Here is a 13,432-nt window from a genome sequence, read left to right as displayed (position 1 = left end):
TGATGTTGTAATTATATAGTGAAAGTTCTCTTCTTTTTGTGTTCACTTTCATCATAACGTTTTACACATTCATGATATATATTTATTGCAGCTGTAGCGTCTCCCCAACCTCCTGTATCTACTTTTTTCTTTTCTAAATCTTTATATACTTTAAAGAAATGCTCAATTTCTTTAAGTCTATGTGGGTTAATGTCTGTAATATTAGTTTTGTTATTCCATATAGGGTCTGAAACTGGCACACATATTATTTTCTCATCTGGTCCTTTTTCATCTGTCATGTAAAAAACTCCGATTGGTCTAACTTCCATAACAACCATTGGGTAAGTTGGTTGGTGGCCTAAAACTAAAATATCTAATGGATCTGAATCCAAAGCTAATGTCTCTGGAATAAAACCATAATCTCCAGGATACATCATAGATGAAAATAACATTCTATCAAAACGTATCTTATGTAATGTAAAATCGTATTCGTATTTATTTCTACTTCCTTTTGGTATTTCTATTAAAACGTCAAAAGTTAATTTACTTTTTTCCTCTTTGGTCATAATTGTCCTTTCTTTCTATTTATAAATTCTGTGCAAAAATAAACATAAATTAAGATTTATGTTAGGTTTTAACATATAATTTACGGAATGGTTTTCGGCTTAAAAAGGTGTTTTAGGTTCAATAAAAAAGCCCTATTCTGTTTTGAGTAGGGCTTTTTTATAATATGCTTTTATAAATTATATGTACATAACTTCTTTAACAGCTTTAATAACATCATTAGAATTAGGAATCCATTTTTCTAATAAGACAGGAGAATAAGGAGCAGGAGTATCTGCTGTAGTAATTCTTTTTACAGGTGCATCTAAATAATCGAATATTTGATCTTGTACTCTGTATGTAATTTCTGTAGCAATACTTCCAAAAGGCCATGCTTCTTCCAATACAACTAATCGATTTGTTTTTTTAACAGAATTAATAATAGCAGCATGATCCATAGGACGTACAGTTCTTAAATCAATAATTTCAACAGAGATGTTTTCTTTAGCTAATTCATCAGCAGCTTTGTAAGCTTCTTTAATTATTTTACCAAAAGAAACAATAGTTACATCTGTACCTTCTCTTTTAATATCTGCAACACCAATAGGAATAATGTATTCTCCTTCTGGAATTTCCATTTTATCACCATACATTTGCTCAGACTCCATAAAAATAACTGGATCATCATCTCTAATTGCAGCTTTTAATAATCCTTTTGCATCATAAGGGTTAGATGGCACAATAACTTTTAAACCAGGAGTGTTTGCAAACCAATTTTCGAAAGCTTGTGAATGTGTTGCACCTAACTGACCCGCAGAACCTGTTGGTCCTCTAAAAACGATTGGACAATTAAATTGGCCTCCAGACATTTGTCTTATTTTGGCAGCGTTATTTATAATTTGATCAATACCAACTAAAGAGAAGTTAAAAGTCATATACTCTACAATAGGTCTATTACCATTCATAGCAGAACCAATAGCAATACCTGCAAAACCAAGTTCAGCAATTGGGGTGTCTATAACCCTTTTCTCACCGAATTCGTCTAACATTCCTTTACTAGCTTTGTAAGCGCCATTGTACTCAGCAACTTCTTCACCCATTAAATAAATGCTTTCATCTCTACGCATCTCTTCGCTCATTGCTTCGCAAATAGCTTCTCTGAATTGAACTGTTTTCATGTATTCTTAAATTCTAGTTGTTTATCCTTATCCGCAAAAGTAAGGAATTAATTATCATTTTTTTTGCTTCACTTTTAGAATATCATTGAAAATATGATAAAAAACACTCAATCGATTTCGGAATATGATAATAAATCAAAAAAATACTATGCATGCATAGTATTTTTTAAAAAAAGACGTAATTTCGTACCAGAAAAAATGATTAAAAATAGAATTTATGAAAATATTGGTATGTATTAGTCATGTTCCTGATACCACTTCAAAAATTAATTTTACAGAAAACGACACGAAGTTTGATACAAATGGAGTGCAATTTGTAATTAATCCTTATGATGAGTTTAGCCTTACAAGAGCTATGTGGTTTAAAGAAAAACAAGGAGCAAGTGTAACTGTTGTAAATGTAGGGAATGCTTCTACAGAACCAACTTTACGAAAAGCATTAGCAATTGGTGCTGATGATGCAATTCGTGTAAATATGGATGCTACTGATGGTTTATCTGTAGCTAAACAAATAGCTGAAGTTGTTAAAAATGGAAGTTATGATTTAGTGTTAGCAGGAAGAGAATCTATCGATTATAATGGAGGAATGGTTCCTGGGATGTTAGCTTCTTTATTAGATTACAATTTTGTAAATGGATGTGTAGGTATGGAAATTGATGGAACTTCTGTTTCATTATCTAGAGAAATTGATGGAGGAAGTGAAACTTTGAGCACAACTTTACCTCTAGTTGTAGCGGGTCAAAAAGGGATCGTAGAAGAAAAAGATTTACGTATTCCTAATATGCGTGGTATTATGATGGCACGTAAAAAACCTTTAAATGTAGTTGAACCCGTAGCAGCAGAAAATGCAACTTTAACTGCTTCATTTGAAAAACCAGCACCTAAAGGAGCTGTAAAATTAGTAGACGCAGATAATATAGATGAGTTAATAAACTTGTTGCATAACGAAGCGAAAGTGATTTAATTAAAAATTAAATCATGCTGAACTTGTTTCAGTATCATTCTAAATAAGATTAGTAATAAAAATATAAAGTTCCTGAATCTAGTTCAGGAAAAATTTTAAAAATAAAATTTTATGTCAGTTTTAGTTTTTGCAGATTCAGCAGAAGGAAAATTCAAAAAGAGTGCTTTTGAAGTAGTTTCTTACGGAAAAAAAGTTGCTGAACAATTAGGAAGTAATTTAGTTGCTTTAACAATAAATGCGAATAATAATGAAGAGTTGTATACATATGGAGCAGATAAAGTAGTTTCTGTGTCTAATGATTCTTTATCAACTTTTAACGCAAAAGCGTATACTTCAGTAATTAAACAAGTTGCTGATGCAGAAAGTTCATTAGTAGTAATCTTAGATTCTAGTATTGATGGTTTATTTGTTGCTCCTATGGTAGCTGTAGCTTTAGATGCTGGTTATGCATCTAATGTAGTTGCTTTACCAAGTGCTACAAGCCCTTTTACAGTAAAAAGAAAAGCTTTTTCAAATAAAGCTTTTTCAAATACTGTAATTTCTACGGATAAGAAAGTAATTGGTGTAGCTAAAAATTCTTATGGGATTCATGAAAATTCGGTTTCTGGAACTATAGTAAGTTTTGAAGCGTCAATATCTGATTCAGATTTAGGTGTAAAGTCAGAAAATATAGAAAAAGTTACAGGAAAAATTACAATTGCTGATGCTGATACAGTCGTTTCTGCAGGAAGAGGTCTAAAAGGGCCTGAAAACTGGGGAATGATAGAAGAATTAGCAGATGTATTAGGAGCTGCAACAGCATGTTCTAAGCCAGTTTCAGATTTAGGTTGGCGTCCACATGGAGAGCATGTTGGTCAAACAGGTAAGCCAGTTGCTTCTAATTTATATATTGCTATCGGTATATCTGGAGCAATACAGCATTTAGCAGGAATTAATGCTTCTAAAGTAAAAGTAGTTATCAATACAGATCCAGAAGCTCCTTTCTTTAAAGCAGCAGATTATGGTATTGTTGGTGATGCATTTGAGGTTGTGCCTAAATTAATTGAGAAGTTAAAAGCATTTAAACAAGCTTAATTCAAATATTCAAACATTGTTTTTTAAATGAAAACCTATTGGTCTAATAGCTAGTAGGTTTTTTCTTTTTTAAAAACTAATGAAATAAAAGTTTTCAATCTATTATTTTTATTAAATTGTGCCCACTAAAAAGTAAACAATTAAGTTTAAAATATACTTTTTTATATTTTGTTGACGGATATATGAGTTTAATACTACTTACCATTAAAGGAATTTCTTACAGTCAAACTCAAAGTGGTGCTTATGCATTGGTTTTGAGTGAAATGGAAGGAACAAGGACTTTGCCTATTATTATTGGAGCTTTCGAAGCACAGTCTATAGCAATTGCTTTAGAAACCGAAATTAGACCTCCAAGACCTCTTACGCACGATTTATTTAAAACTTTTTCAGATCGTTTTAAAATAAATATAAAAGAAGTAATTATTCATAAATTAGTTGATGGAGTTTTCTTTTCAAGTCTTGTTTGTGAAAAAGAGGGTAAAGAAGAAGTGATAGATACAAGAACTTCAGATGCAATAGCAATTGCAGTTCGTTTTAATGCGCCTATTTATGCGTATGAAAACATTTTAGATAAAGCGGGTATTTATTTAAAAGTAGAGGAAGAGTTGGAATTAGAAAATCAACAAGAATCTACCGAAATATCTCTAGAACTTGAAGAGATTGTAAAACAAGATGATGATAATTTTTCGAGTTTAACTCTTAAAGAATTACACAATCAATTAAATAACGCAGTTGAAGATGAAAACTACGAAATGGCTGCTAAAATTAGGGACGAAATTAGTAAGCGTTCATAAAATAAATACTGATTATGAAAAAAATACTTTTAGTTGTTTTTTGTTTATTTTCTATTTCAATTTTTTCTCAAGATACTGAAACAGTTTCTGCTGTAACTGAAATTATTCCAAGCCAAGGGTTTTCTTTTAGTACTTTATGGAGAGGGGTTTTAGGAATGATTTCTTTATTAATAATCGCTTTTTTATTTAGTTCAAACAAGAAAGCAATCGATTGGAAAACTGTAGGTTTAGGAGTTGCTTTTCAATTAACAATAGCAATTGGGGTTTTAAAAGTTCCTTTTATTCAAAAAATATTTGAAGCAATTGGAGGAGTTTTTGTAAGTGTTTTAGACTTTACAAGAGCAGGGAGTAAATTTCTTTTTGAAGGTTTAGTTGTAGATATGGATAAGTTTGGTTTCATATTTGCATTTCAAGTTTTACCAACAATTATTTTCTTTTCGGCATTAACATCTTTGTTATTTTATTTAGGATTGATACAAAAACTAGTGAAAGTTTTGGCTTGGGCATTAACAAAAGTTTTAAAGATCTCGGGAGCAGAAAGTCTATCTGTTGCAGGTAATATATTTTTAGGTCAAACAGAAGCGCCATTATTAATTAAAGCATATTTAGAAAAGATGAATAAGTCTGAAATGCTTTTGGTTATGATTGGTGGAATGGCTACAGTTGCAGGAGCTGTTTTAGCTGCTTATATAGGGTTTTTAGGAGGAGACGATCCTGTGCTAAGGTTACATTTTGCGAAACATTTATTAGCAGCATCTGTAATGGCTGCACCAGGTGCTATTGTGATTTCTAAAATTTTATATCCTCAAACAGAAGAAATTAATACGGATGTAAAAGTTTCTTCAGAAAAAATAGGATCTAATGTCTTAGATGCTATTGCTAATGGAACTACAGAAGGATTGCAATTAGCTATGAATGTTGGTGCAATGTTGTTGGTTTTTGTTGCATTTATTGCAATGATTAATGGTATTTTAGGTTGGGTAGGAGATGTAACTTCTTTAAATACTTGGATGGCTGAAAATACAGCATACGCTAGTTTTTCTTTAGAGGCAATTTTAGGTTATATCTTTGCTCCATTAATGTGGTTAATTGGGGTTGCTAAAGAAGATATGGCTTTAATGGGACAATTACTAGGTATCAAATTAGCTGCAAGTGAATTTGTAGGATATATACAATTAGCAGAATTAAAAAATATAGCAAGTGCTACTCATTTAACATACAATAAATCTATTATTATGGCGACATATATGTTATGTGGTTTTGCAAATTTTGCTTCAATAGGAATTCAAATTGGAGGTATTGGTTCTTTAGCACCTGGACAAAGAAAAGTTTTATCAGAATTTGGAATGAAAGCCTTAATTGGTGGTACTATTGCATCACTAATGTCTGCAACTATTGCTGGAATGATTATCGGATAAATGCAATAAGTGTTTAGAGTTGCATAAATTAAAGAATAAACGAATACATTTTCGAATGAAACAATATCACGATTTAGTAAAACACGTTTTAGAAAACGGAAACGAAAAAGGAGATAGAACCGGAACAGGAACTAAGAGTGTTTTTGGCTACCAAATGCGTTATGATTTAAGTGAAGGTTTCCCAATGGTAACTACTAAAAAGTTACACTTAAAATCGATTATTTACGAATTACTTTGGTTTATAAAAGGAGATACAAATATTAACTATCTACAAGAAAATGGTGTAAAAATTTGGAATTCTTGGGCTGATGAAAATGGAGATTTAGGACCAGTTTATGGACATCAATGGAGAAACTGGAATAGTGATGAGGTAGATCAATTAAAAGAAGTTATAGATACTTTAAAAAATAATCCTAACTCTAGAAGAATGATGGTTTCTGCATGGAATCCTTCAGTTTTACCAGATACTTCAGTTTCTTTTTCTGAAAACGTTGCAAACGGTAAAGCCGCTTTACCACCTTGTCATGCGTTTTTTCAATTTTACGTTGCAGATGGTAAATTGTCTTGCCAATTATACCAAAGAAGTGCAGATATATTTTTAGGTGTTCCTTTTAATATAGCTTCTTATGCTTTGTTTACAATGATGATTGCTCAAGTGTGTGGTTATGAGGCTGGAGAGTTTATCCATACCTTTGGAGATGCTCACATTTATAATAATCATAAAGAGCAGTTAGAGTTGCAATTATCTAGAGAAGTTAGACCTTTGCCAAAAATGAAAATAAACCCAGCAATAAAAGATATTGAAAGTTTTAAATTCGAAGATTTTGAGTTGTTAAATTATAATCCGCATCCACATATAAAAGGAGCAGTTGCAGTATAGTAAAAAGAGCTTTCAATATTTTGAAAGCTCTTTTTTTGTTTTATAAACTTAAAAGACTGTTTTCTGCTCCAGCAAAATCATTCCATGCTAAACCATCTGCTTCTAATTCGTTTACATATTTACCATCTACAATATATCTAAACTCATAAGAACTTCCAGTTTCTAAATCAACAGTACCCTTAAAAGACCCGTTTTTTAATTTTTTAAGAGGAGTTGCATCAGTATTCCACTCATTAAAACTTCCAACAACTGCAACACTTTTTGCTTCTTCAGCAGGTAAAGTAAATGTAACTTTACATACAGGTTTGCTTTTTAAAAATTGTTTCTTAATCGACATAATTTTGTGTTTTAAATTATGCTGTAAAAGTAGAGAAGAACAATGTTTAATCAAACAAAACCTATCTATTAAATAGAAGAATTATCAGTTTCATAATATGGGTGTGTAAAATATTAATTATTCAGAAAAAAAGATATTTTAAATTATAGAATTTAAAAATAAATGAATTTTCTTTTTGCTTGATTTTCAGAGTTTTTGGTTTCGAAAACGTATTCGTTTTGCATTTTTTTTTCAAAAACTCTTAAAAACATCAAATCTCAAAACATTTACATTAATTTTGCATAAAATTAATGAGAACAGATGATTACTATTATAGCTGCAATTGCAAAAAATAATGCTTTAGGAAAAAACAACGATTTAATATGGCATTTACCAGCAGATTTAAAAAGGTTTAAAAGAACTACAACTGGTCATCATATATTAATGGGTAGAAACACTTATGAATCTATAGGGAAACCTTTACCTAATAGAACAACAGTTATTATTACTAGAAATGATAACTATTTTAAAGATGGTTGTTTAATTGCTGGTAGTTTAGAAGAAGCTATTGAACTGGCAAAAGAAGATGAACATATTTTTATTATTGGAGGTGCTCAGATTTATACTCATGCTATAAAAAAAGACTTGGCAGATGCTTTAGATATAACATTGGTTCATAAAGATTTTGATGCAGATGTTTACTTTCCAGAAATAGATTTAGGTAAATGGGAAGAAGTTTCTAGAGAAGATTTTAAAGCTGATGATAAAAATAAATTTGATTATAGTTTTTTACGTTTTCAAAAGAGAGTTAATTAATTCTATTAATTCTATTTCCTCCTCCTAAATTCATTTTATATTTTTGTTGAGCAAATAAAAAGTAATTAAAAAGCTTATAATTTACTTCATAGCCATAATTTATTCCTGCTTGAAAATCAATAATATTTTCATAAATACTTGCGTCGAATTGACTAGGGTTTCTAACTCTATTATTCCATACAAGAACCCAGGTTCTGTTTCTAGCCTCCAAATATGCTTGTGAATAAAATCCTTCTGGTTTAGCTATAGTATTTAAAAAAGTGTTAAAACCAATATCAATAATTATAATTTGATATTCCAAACTGTCGTTTTCAATTATTACAGGTTCCTCTTTTTCTGATACTTTTTTTAGTGATGATGATCCGCAAGCCAAAATAACAGTACTAAATGTTAAAAGAATAAGTATTTGTTTTAAAAGTTTCATAATCAGAAGTTTTATGAAAAGTAAAGTTGCAAAAATTATTCCATAAACCATTGTTTTTTAATTCTTTTAACATTAATTTCATCCTTTAAAATAGAATAAATGAAGCAAAGGTGTTTTTGGGTAACAGACAGTAAATTGTATCAAGATTATCATGATAATGAATGGGGAGAACCTGTTTTTGATGATGCTATTTTATTTGAGTTTTTAATCTTAGAAACCTTTCAGGCAGGTTTAAGTTGGATTACTGTTTTAAATAAAAGAGAAAATTTTAGAAAAGCATTTGACAATTTCAATTATATAAAGATAGCAAATTACTCTGAAGATAAATACGAGTCTTTATTACAAGACGTTGGTATTATTAGAAACAAGTTAAAAGTAAAAAGTGCAATTACTAATGCTGGTTTATTTATGGATGTACAAAAAGAGTTTGGTTCTTTTTCTAAATTTATTTGGAGTTATGTTAATGATAAGCCAATTGTAAATAAATTTGAAAAAAGAGAAGATGTGCCAGCAACAACAGCATTGTCAGATACGATTTCTAAAGATTTAAAAAAACGAGGATTTAAGTTTGTGGGCTCAACCGTTATGTACGCTTATATGCAAGCAATTGGAATGATAAACGACCATACTACAGATTGTTTTAAATACCCAAATAAAATTGACTAAACTACTCAAAGGAAAAACTTAATTACCAAACAAAAATCGGATAGCTACAAAAACAGCAATAATTATTCCGCCATAAATTGCTACTTTTTTTCCTGAATTTTTGTAATAGCGTTCATGATTTTTAAAATCTTTTTTATAGCTCCAAACTATTAATGAACCAAAAACGATCACAAAAAAAATGATAAAAATAATTCTTCCTGTAGTAAAATAAGCACCTAAAACCATTCTTTATAAGTTTTGTAATAATAGATTTTATGAAGCTTCTCGTTTTCATAAAGTTTCTATATATTGTTGATGACAAAATTACAAATTTAATGAAGAACGTCATCGTTTTTGGAGCAACTTCTAGAATAGATATTCTTTTTACAAAATTTTTATAAAATAATGAAAAATAAAATAGCAGCAGTATCAGAATTTCATAAAGCTTTCAAATTAAACATGAATAGCAAGCCAATTGCTAGTATTGGAGAAGATAGAAAAAAATTGCGTTTCGAGTTGATGAAAGAAGAAAATGAAGAATACTTAGAAGCTGCTAATAACAATGACTTGGTTGAGGTTGCAGATGCTTTAGGAGATATGTTATATATTTTATGCGGAACCATTATAGAACATGGTATGCAAGATAAAATAGAAGAAGTTTTTAACGAAATACAACGCAGTAATATGAGTAAATTAGATGAAGATGGTATGCCAATTTATAGAGAAGATGGTAAAGTATTAAAGGGCCCAAATTACTTTAAACCTAATATTGCAAGAATTTTAGAAAAATAAAAGATGTTATTTTTTTAAATTCTTTATTAAACTTTAATTAAAGTTAAGAAGCACAAATTTTTAGGTTTGTCCTTTTTGTTTTACTGTAGAATATAATTTTTTATCAAAAACTCCTCTTTAAATCCAAGTTTTAAATATATGTTTTTTCCCATGTTAGAAGCTTGTAAAGTTATAAGCTCATACTTGTTTTCTACTCCAGTATTTATTAATAATTTCATAATCTGTTCTGCATAACCTTTTCTTCTCATTTCTGGAGGTATACCAACAGAATGAATACCCATTATATTATTGGTTATATGTGTTGCTGCAGTGCCAATTGCTGTATTGTTATGATAAGCTATATAATAATTTATGTCTTTGATGGTGTTAATTATCGTCTCACAACTAATTTTATATCCAAAGGAATTTTTAAATAATTGAGACCAAATTTTAGCCTCAAAATCATTAGAAACGAGTTTGATTTTTACATTTTCTGATAGATTGTGTAAACTTGATGTTTTTAACGACATGCCAATTTGTTCGAACTTTACCTTAAAGTTGTTAAGTTCTAAAATAGCATCATGAATAACATCTTGTTTTTTGTTAGAAATATTCCAAATAGGTACGGTTATTTTTGAAGATGAAACAGCTATTTTCTCTTTTATTTGATCTATTATTTCTTGAGTAATGTATTGATTAAACCATATTCTATTAGGCCATTCAGAATTCTTAATTTCGCTATATTCAAAATTTTGTAATTTTTGATGCGAGTTAAAAGCATTTCCTGCTGTTGTCCAAAGAGAAGTTAAGTTTTTGATATTCTCTTTTATTGTATTTGTTGCTTCTTTCATTTTATATTTATTAAAATAATTCCTGACATCATTATAACAAGACCTAAGCCTCTTTTAACTGTTATTGGCTCTAATGGTAAATTTAGCCATCCGAAATGACCAGCAATTATAGAAAATGAAATTTGACCAAATAACCCTAAAGATATCATTGTTGAAATTCCTAATTTTGGAATTGTATAATAGTATAAACTTATCCCTAAAACACTAAATAAACCTCCCGTAAACCATAAATAAACAGGTACTTGTTTTAGTTCTACCCAATTTAAAGAAGTTTTAACACTGATTAAAACAAAAGCAATTGCAAAAACAGTGCTGCTAAAAATGCTGCTACAGATGCTAATAATGGGTTTTTTAGTAACACGCCTAAGTTAGAGTTTAATCCGCCTTGTGCAGCAAGAAAAACGCCACCTAATATTGCTAGTATTGATAATGAGGTATGATTCATAATGTTTGGAATAATTTATTTAATGGTTTTCTTACCTTAGAACGATTTTGTGAATAGTCTTCAAAAGAGCGATAACCTATAGTTGCAATTACTGCTGCGTTTAATCCTTGTTCCGAAAGACCTAAAATGTCATTATATTTTTCAGATTCAAAACCTTCCATTGGGCATGAATCTATTCTTAAATCTGCACATGCATTGAGAAGGTTTCCAAGAGCTAAGTAAGTTTGTTTAGAAGTCCAATTAAACAATTCTGACTGTGTCATTTGTTTTATTTTTCCCTTTATAAAACTTCCATATTCGTTAAGGTTTGTAATATCTATATCTTGTGTTTTTGATGTTAATTCTATAAAACCATCTATATGTTTATTTTCTACATTCGTATAATTGCAAAAAACGATTAAATGTGAAGCGTCAGTTATTTGATTTTGCCCCCAAGAAAAATGCTTTAAACTTTCTCTTAAAGCAATATTTTCTATAATTAATACTTTATACAATTGTAACCCGTAAGAAGATACAGACAATTGTATTGCTTTTTTTAATTTTTCTAAGTCTTTATATGAAACCTTTTTTGAAGTATCAAATTTTTTAGTTGCATAGCGCCATTTTAAGTTTTCTAGATAGTTCATAATACTTTTGTTTTAAATTTACAAGGCAAAAGTATATGAAGAAATGAAAGTTGGCATTTACATATGTTGATTTAGCTTTTATTTTTTAATTCTTTACGAATTCTACTTAATTGAGTAGGAGTAATTCCTAAATGAGATGCTAAGTGTAATTGTTGAATTCTTTTGTCTATTTTAGGGTGTTTTGAGAGTAATTCTAAATACCTTTTAGTAGCATTTTCCATAACGATAGAAACTTCTCTTTGCTCTTTTTCAATAACCCAATTATTTTCTAAATAAGCAATATAAAAATTTTTTAGATCAATATTATTTTCAATAAAGTATCTGTATTTTTTATATTCTATACTGATAAGAATGGTGTTTTCTAGAGCTTCTAGAGTAAAATTAGAAGGCGTATTTAAAAGATAAGAAACAGTTGATCCAGCAAAATTATTTTCAAGAAAAATATTTTTATTGTAAATATTTCCATCATAATCTGTTATATATGCTCTTAAAGCTCCTTTGCAAACAAAATAGATGTTTTTTGCAATTTGTCCATTTCTAAGTAATATTTCTTCTTTATTTATTTCTTTAAAAGTAATTATAGATTCTAATAGAGCCCAAGAATTTGCTGATATTTGAGAATAATTTTCAAATTTTAATTTTAATTGAGAAATATATTTTTCTTTTGTCAAATAATCCATTTTTTTTAAGGGTAATATCTAAGTTATTTTTTTTGAAGTAGAATATTATATTTTATAAAAACACTCACAAATTAAAGAGCCTTTTAAATTTCATAATCATCACCTTCACTAGCAAAACGAAAACCTAGCTTTTCAATTGCTTGTCGTTCTTTACTGTTTTCTTGCAATGTAGGATTTGTGTGGTTAAAGTGAATAAAAATAACTTTGTTTTTCGTTTCTAAAGATTCGTTTTTAAATAAGCTGATAGTTTCTTGAATAAAAGGATGCGGAACTTCAGACATTGCTCTTTTAACTTCATTCTGATTTAAAAAAGTTGCATCTAAAAAAGCATAATCTACTTTTTTAACTTCTTCAATGATATTTTTACCCCAAGTTTTCCATTTATCAATATCTGGTATAAATAATGCCGATTTTTTAGTTCCTTTAATTTTATAGCCAACCGTTTCAGAAAACTCGTCTCTATGTGGTACTTTAAAGGGTGTCGTTTTTAATTTACTGTTTAAAACCATTGTAGAATCGGGTTGTAAATCTTTTAAAGTAATATTTTTTAAATCGATTAATTGACTCCAAGGGCCATTATTTTGTAAAAAATATTTCATCTTAGGCATTGCAAATACGTTAATGTTACTTTTACCATAAGCTTCTCTTCCAAAATACATTAAACCAGTATAATGTCCAATGTGGGCATGTGTTAAAAAAACGCCATCTATAATGTTTTCTTTTTTTAGATGATTTAACTCTAAATCGGCTAATTGTGTATGCATGTCAGGTGAAGCTTCAAAAATCCATTTTTGATTATTTTCTAAATCAACCAAACCTAAAGCTACCACATTTTTTTCTTATTTATGCCGTTATAAAAATTAGCACAACAAGTTCTTTGGCAACCAATATGAGGATAACCACCATCTTGTGCTGTACCTAAAACGGTAATGTATTGTTTGTGATTGTTCTTTTTAGTTTGCTCAATTTTTTTAGAACAACTAATAGTAAAAAGGAATACAAGTAAGTATAAAAAGTTTGCTTTCATT

Annotated in this window: 18 protein-coding genes and 1 pseudogene; 8 read left to right on the top strand and 11 right to left on the bottom strand. The window is 29.3% G+C overall.

What is annotated here, in order from left to right; translation table 11 throughout:
• Positions 1-11 precede the first annotated feature (11 nt).
• Positions 12-545: an inorganic diphosphatase gene (locus N5A56_RS10875; RefSeq protein ID WP_265725480.1), complete on the bottom strand. Its 534-nt coding sequence runs from the start codon at positions 543-545 to the stop codon at positions 12-14.
• A 177-nt stretch (positions 546-722) separates the two neighbouring features.
• Positions 723-1,700 (bottom strand): pyruvate dehydrogenase complex E1 component subunit beta, encoded by a 978-nt coding sequence (locus N5A56_RS10870; protein WP_265725479.1) that lies wholly within the window; start codon positions 1,698-1,700, stop codon positions 723-725.
• Between the two features lie 217 nt (positions 1,701-1,917).
• Here N5A56_RS10870 and N5A56_RS10865 point away from each other — a divergent pair, with 217 nt between their 5' ends.
• The 5 genes from N5A56_RS10865 (at position 1,918) to N5A56_RS10845 (ending at position 6,830) form a co-directional block, all read left to right on the top strand.
• Positions 1,918-2,664: an electron transfer flavoprotein subunit beta/FixA family protein gene (locus N5A56_RS10865; protein ID WP_265725478.1), complete on the top strand. Its 747-nt coding sequence runs from the start codon at positions 1,918-1,920 to the stop codon at positions 2,662-2,664.
• Positions 2,665-2,775: 111 nt separating this feature from the next.
• On the top strand, positions 2,776-3,738 hold the full coding sequence (locus tag N5A56_RS10860) for an electron transfer flavoprotein subunit alpha/FixB family protein (protein ID WP_265725477.1): 963 nt from the start codon (positions 2,776-2,778) through the stop codon (positions 3,736-3,738).
• A 182-nt stretch (positions 3,739-3,920) separates the two neighbouring features.
• A complete protein-coding gene (locus N5A56_RS10855) occupies positions 3,921-4,532 on the top strand; it encodes a bifunctional nuclease family protein (protein ID WP_265725476.1) in 612 nt (203 codons plus the stop codon).
• Positions 4,533-4,546: 14 nt separating this feature from the next.
• Positions 4,547-5,950 carry a NupC/NupG family nucleoside CNT transporter gene (locus tag N5A56_RS10850; protein ID WP_265725475.1) on the top strand — a complete coding sequence of 468 codons (1,404 nt, stop codon included), beginning with the start codon at positions 4,547-4,549 and terminating at the stop codon, positions 5,948-5,950.
• Positions 5,951-6,005: 55 nt separating this feature from the next.
• Entirely contained in the window at positions 6,006-6,830 is an 825-nt protein-coding gene (locus N5A56_RS10845; protein WP_265725474.1) for a thymidylate synthase, read from the top strand.
• A gap of 40 nt (positions 6,831-6,870) precedes the next feature.
• Here the strand turns inward: N5A56_RS10845 and N5A56_RS10840 are convergent, their stop codons facing one another.
• Positions 6,871-7,167 carry an isoamylase early set domain-containing protein gene (locus N5A56_RS10840; protein ID WP_265725473.1) on the bottom strand — a complete coding sequence of 99 codons (297 nt, stop codon included), beginning with the start codon at positions 7,165-7,167 and terminating at the stop codon, positions 6,871-6,873.
• Positions 7,168-7,467: 300 nt separating this feature from the next.
• On the opposite strand from N5A56_RS10840, the gene N5A56_RS10835 reads away from it, so the two are divergent.
• Positions 7,468-7,962 (top strand): dihydrofolate reductase, encoded by a 495-nt coding sequence (locus N5A56_RS10835; RefSeq protein ID WP_265725472.1) that lies wholly within the window; start codon positions 7,468-7,470, stop codon positions 7,960-7,962.
• Here N5A56_RS10835 and N5A56_RS10830 read toward each other — a convergent pair.
• Positions 7,955-8,386 carry a DUF6146 family protein gene (locus tag N5A56_RS10830; protein WP_265725471.1) on the bottom strand — a complete coding sequence of 144 codons (432 nt, stop codon included), beginning with the start codon at positions 8,384-8,386 and terminating at the stop codon, positions 7,955-7,957. The genes N5A56_RS10835 and N5A56_RS10830 overlap by 8 nt on opposite strands.
• Before the next feature lie 99 nt (positions 8,387-8,485).
• Between N5A56_RS10830 and N5A56_RS10825 the strand changes: the two genes are divergently transcribed.
• Positions 8,486-9,052, top strand: coding sequence for a DNA-3-methyladenine glycosylase I (locus N5A56_RS10825; RefSeq protein ID WP_265725470.1), 567 nt, complete (start codon positions 8,486-8,488; stop codon positions 9,050-9,052).
• 18 nt (positions 9,053-9,070) lie between these two features.
• Here N5A56_RS10825 and N5A56_RS10820 read toward each other — a convergent pair whose 3' ends face one another.
• Entirely contained in the window at positions 9,071-9,277 is a 207-nt protein-coding gene (locus N5A56_RS10820; protein ID WP_265725469.1) for a hypothetical protein, read from the bottom strand.
• A 159-nt stretch (positions 9,278-9,436) separates the two neighbouring features.
• Between N5A56_RS10820 and N5A56_RS10815 the strand changes: the two genes are divergently transcribed.
• On the top strand, positions 9,437-9,823 hold the full coding sequence (locus N5A56_RS10815; RefSeq protein ID WP_265725468.1) for a nucleoside triphosphate pyrophosphohydrolase family protein: 387 nt from the start codon (positions 9,437-9,439) through the stop codon (positions 9,821-9,823).
• Between the two features lie 80 nt (positions 9,824-9,903).
• Here N5A56_RS10815 and N5A56_RS10810 read toward each other — a convergent pair whose 3' ends face one another.
• The 6 genes and pseudogenes from N5A56_RS10810 to N5A56_RS10785 form a co-directional block, all read right to left on the bottom strand.
• On the bottom strand, positions 9,904-10,653 hold the full coding sequence (locus N5A56_RS10810; protein WP_265725467.1) for a GNAT family N-acetyltransferase: 750 nt from the start codon (positions 10,651-10,653) through the stop codon (positions 9,904-9,906).
• Positions 10,650-11,020 (bottom strand): annotated as a pseudogene (locus tag N5A56_RS10805) (DMT family transporter); the annotation flags it as partial. The gene N5A56_RS10810 and the pseudogene N5A56_RS10805, both read right to left, overlap by 4 nt.
• A 74-nt stretch (positions 11,021-11,094) precedes the next feature.
• Positions 11,095-11,724: an NAD(P)H-dependent oxidoreductase gene (locus tag N5A56_RS10800; RefSeq protein ID WP_265725466.1), complete on the bottom strand. Its 630-nt coding sequence runs from the start codon at positions 11,722-11,724 to the stop codon at positions 11,095-11,097.
• A gap of 71 nt (positions 11,725-11,795) precedes the next feature.
• The gene (locus N5A56_RS10795) at positions 11,796-12,404 is read right to left on the bottom strand and encodes a Crp/Fnr family transcriptional regulator (RefSeq protein ID WP_265725465.1); all 609 of its coding nucleotides are present in this window, start codon (positions 12,402-12,404) and stop codon (positions 11,796-11,798) included.
• An 83-nt stretch (positions 12,405-12,487) separates the two neighbouring features.
• Entirely contained in the window at positions 12,488-13,234 is a 747-nt protein-coding gene (locus N5A56_RS10790) for an MBL fold metallo-hydrolase (RefSeq protein ID WP_274270395.1), read from the bottom strand.
• Positions 13,228-13,431: a hypothetical protein gene (locus N5A56_RS10785; RefSeq protein WP_274270394.1), complete on the bottom strand. Its 204-nt coding sequence runs from the start codon at positions 13,429-13,431 to the stop codon at positions 13,228-13,230. The genes N5A56_RS10790 and N5A56_RS10785 overlap by 7 nt, the downstream gene beginning before the upstream one ends.
• Position 13,432: the final 1 nt, after the last annotated feature.

This window comes from Polaribacter ponticola, from assembly GCF_026191475.2.
In the GTDB taxonomy this organism is placed as follows: domain Bacteria; phylum Bacteroidota; class Bacteroidia; order Flavobacteriales; family Flavobacteriaceae; genus Polaribacter; species Polaribacter ponticola.
Note: the sequence above shows the minus strand (reverse complement) of the source record. Positions and strands in the feature narration are given on the sequence as shown.

Bases quoted from the DNA above. Each gene is read 5' to 3' on its own strand.
- N5A56_RS10815 (WP_265725468.1), top strand. From the start codon at position 9,437: ATGAAAAATAAAATAGCAGCAGTATCAGAATTTCATAAAGCTTTCAAA.
- N5A56_RS10870 (WP_265725479.1), bottom strand. From the start codon at position 1,700: ATGAAAACAGTTCAATTCAGAGAAGCTATTTGCGAAGCAATGAGCGAA.
- N5A56_RS10860 (WP_265725477.1), top strand. From the start codon at position 2,776: ATGTCAGTTTTAGTTTTTGCAGATTCAGCAGAAGGAAAATTCAAAAAG.
- N5A56_RS10865 (WP_265725478.1), top strand. From the start codon at position 1,918: ATGAAAATATTGGTATGTATTAGTCATGTTCCTGATACCACTTCAAAA.
- N5A56_RS10840 (WP_265725473.1), bottom strand. From the start codon at position 7,167: ATGTCGATTAAGAAACAATTTTTAAAAAGCAAACCTGTATGTAAAGTT.
- N5A56_RS10785 (WP_274270394.1), bottom strand. From the start codon at position 13,431: ATGAAAGCAAACTTTTTATACTTACTTGTATTCCTTTTTACTATTAGT.
- N5A56_RS10810 (WP_265725467.1), bottom strand. From the start codon at position 10,653: ATGAAAGAAGCAACAAATACAATAAAAGAGAATATCAAAAACTTAACT.
- N5A56_RS10875 (WP_265725480.1), bottom strand. From the start codon at position 545: ATGACCAAAGAGGAAAAAAGTAAATTAACTTTTGACGTTTTAATAGAA.
- N5A56_RS10845 (WP_265725474.1), top strand. From the start codon at position 6,006: ATGAAACAATATCACGATTTAGTAAAACACGTTTTAGAAAACGGAAAC.
- N5A56_RS10850 (WP_265725475.1), top strand. From the start codon at position 4,547: ATGAAAAAAATACTTTTAGTTGTTTTTTGTTTATTTTCTATTTCAATT.
- N5A56_RS10800 (WP_265725466.1), bottom strand. From the start codon at position 11,724: ATGAACTATCTAGAAAACTTAAAATGGCGCTATGCAACTAAAAAATTT.
- N5A56_RS10795 (WP_265725465.1), bottom strand. From the start codon at position 12,404: ATGGATTATTTGACAAAAGAAAAATATATTTCTCAATTAAAATTAAAA.
- N5A56_RS10820 (WP_265725469.1), bottom strand. From the start codon at position 9,277: ATGGTTTTAGGTGCTTATTTTACTACAGGAAGAATTATTTTTATCATT.
- N5A56_RS10825 (WP_265725470.1), top strand. From the start codon at position 8,486: ATGAAGCAAAGGTGTTTTTGGGTAACAGACAGTAAATTGTATCAAGAT.
- N5A56_RS10835 (WP_265725472.1), top strand. From the start codon at position 7,468: ATGATTACTATTATAGCTGCAATTGCAAAAAATAATGCTTTAGGAAAA.
- N5A56_RS10830 (WP_265725471.1), bottom strand. From the start codon at position 8,386: ATGAAACTTTTAAAACAAATACTTATTCTTTTAACATTTAGTACTGTT.
- N5A56_RS10855 (WP_265725476.1), top strand. From the start codon at position 3,921: ATGAGTTTAATACTACTTACCATTAAAGGAATTTCTTACAGTCAAACT.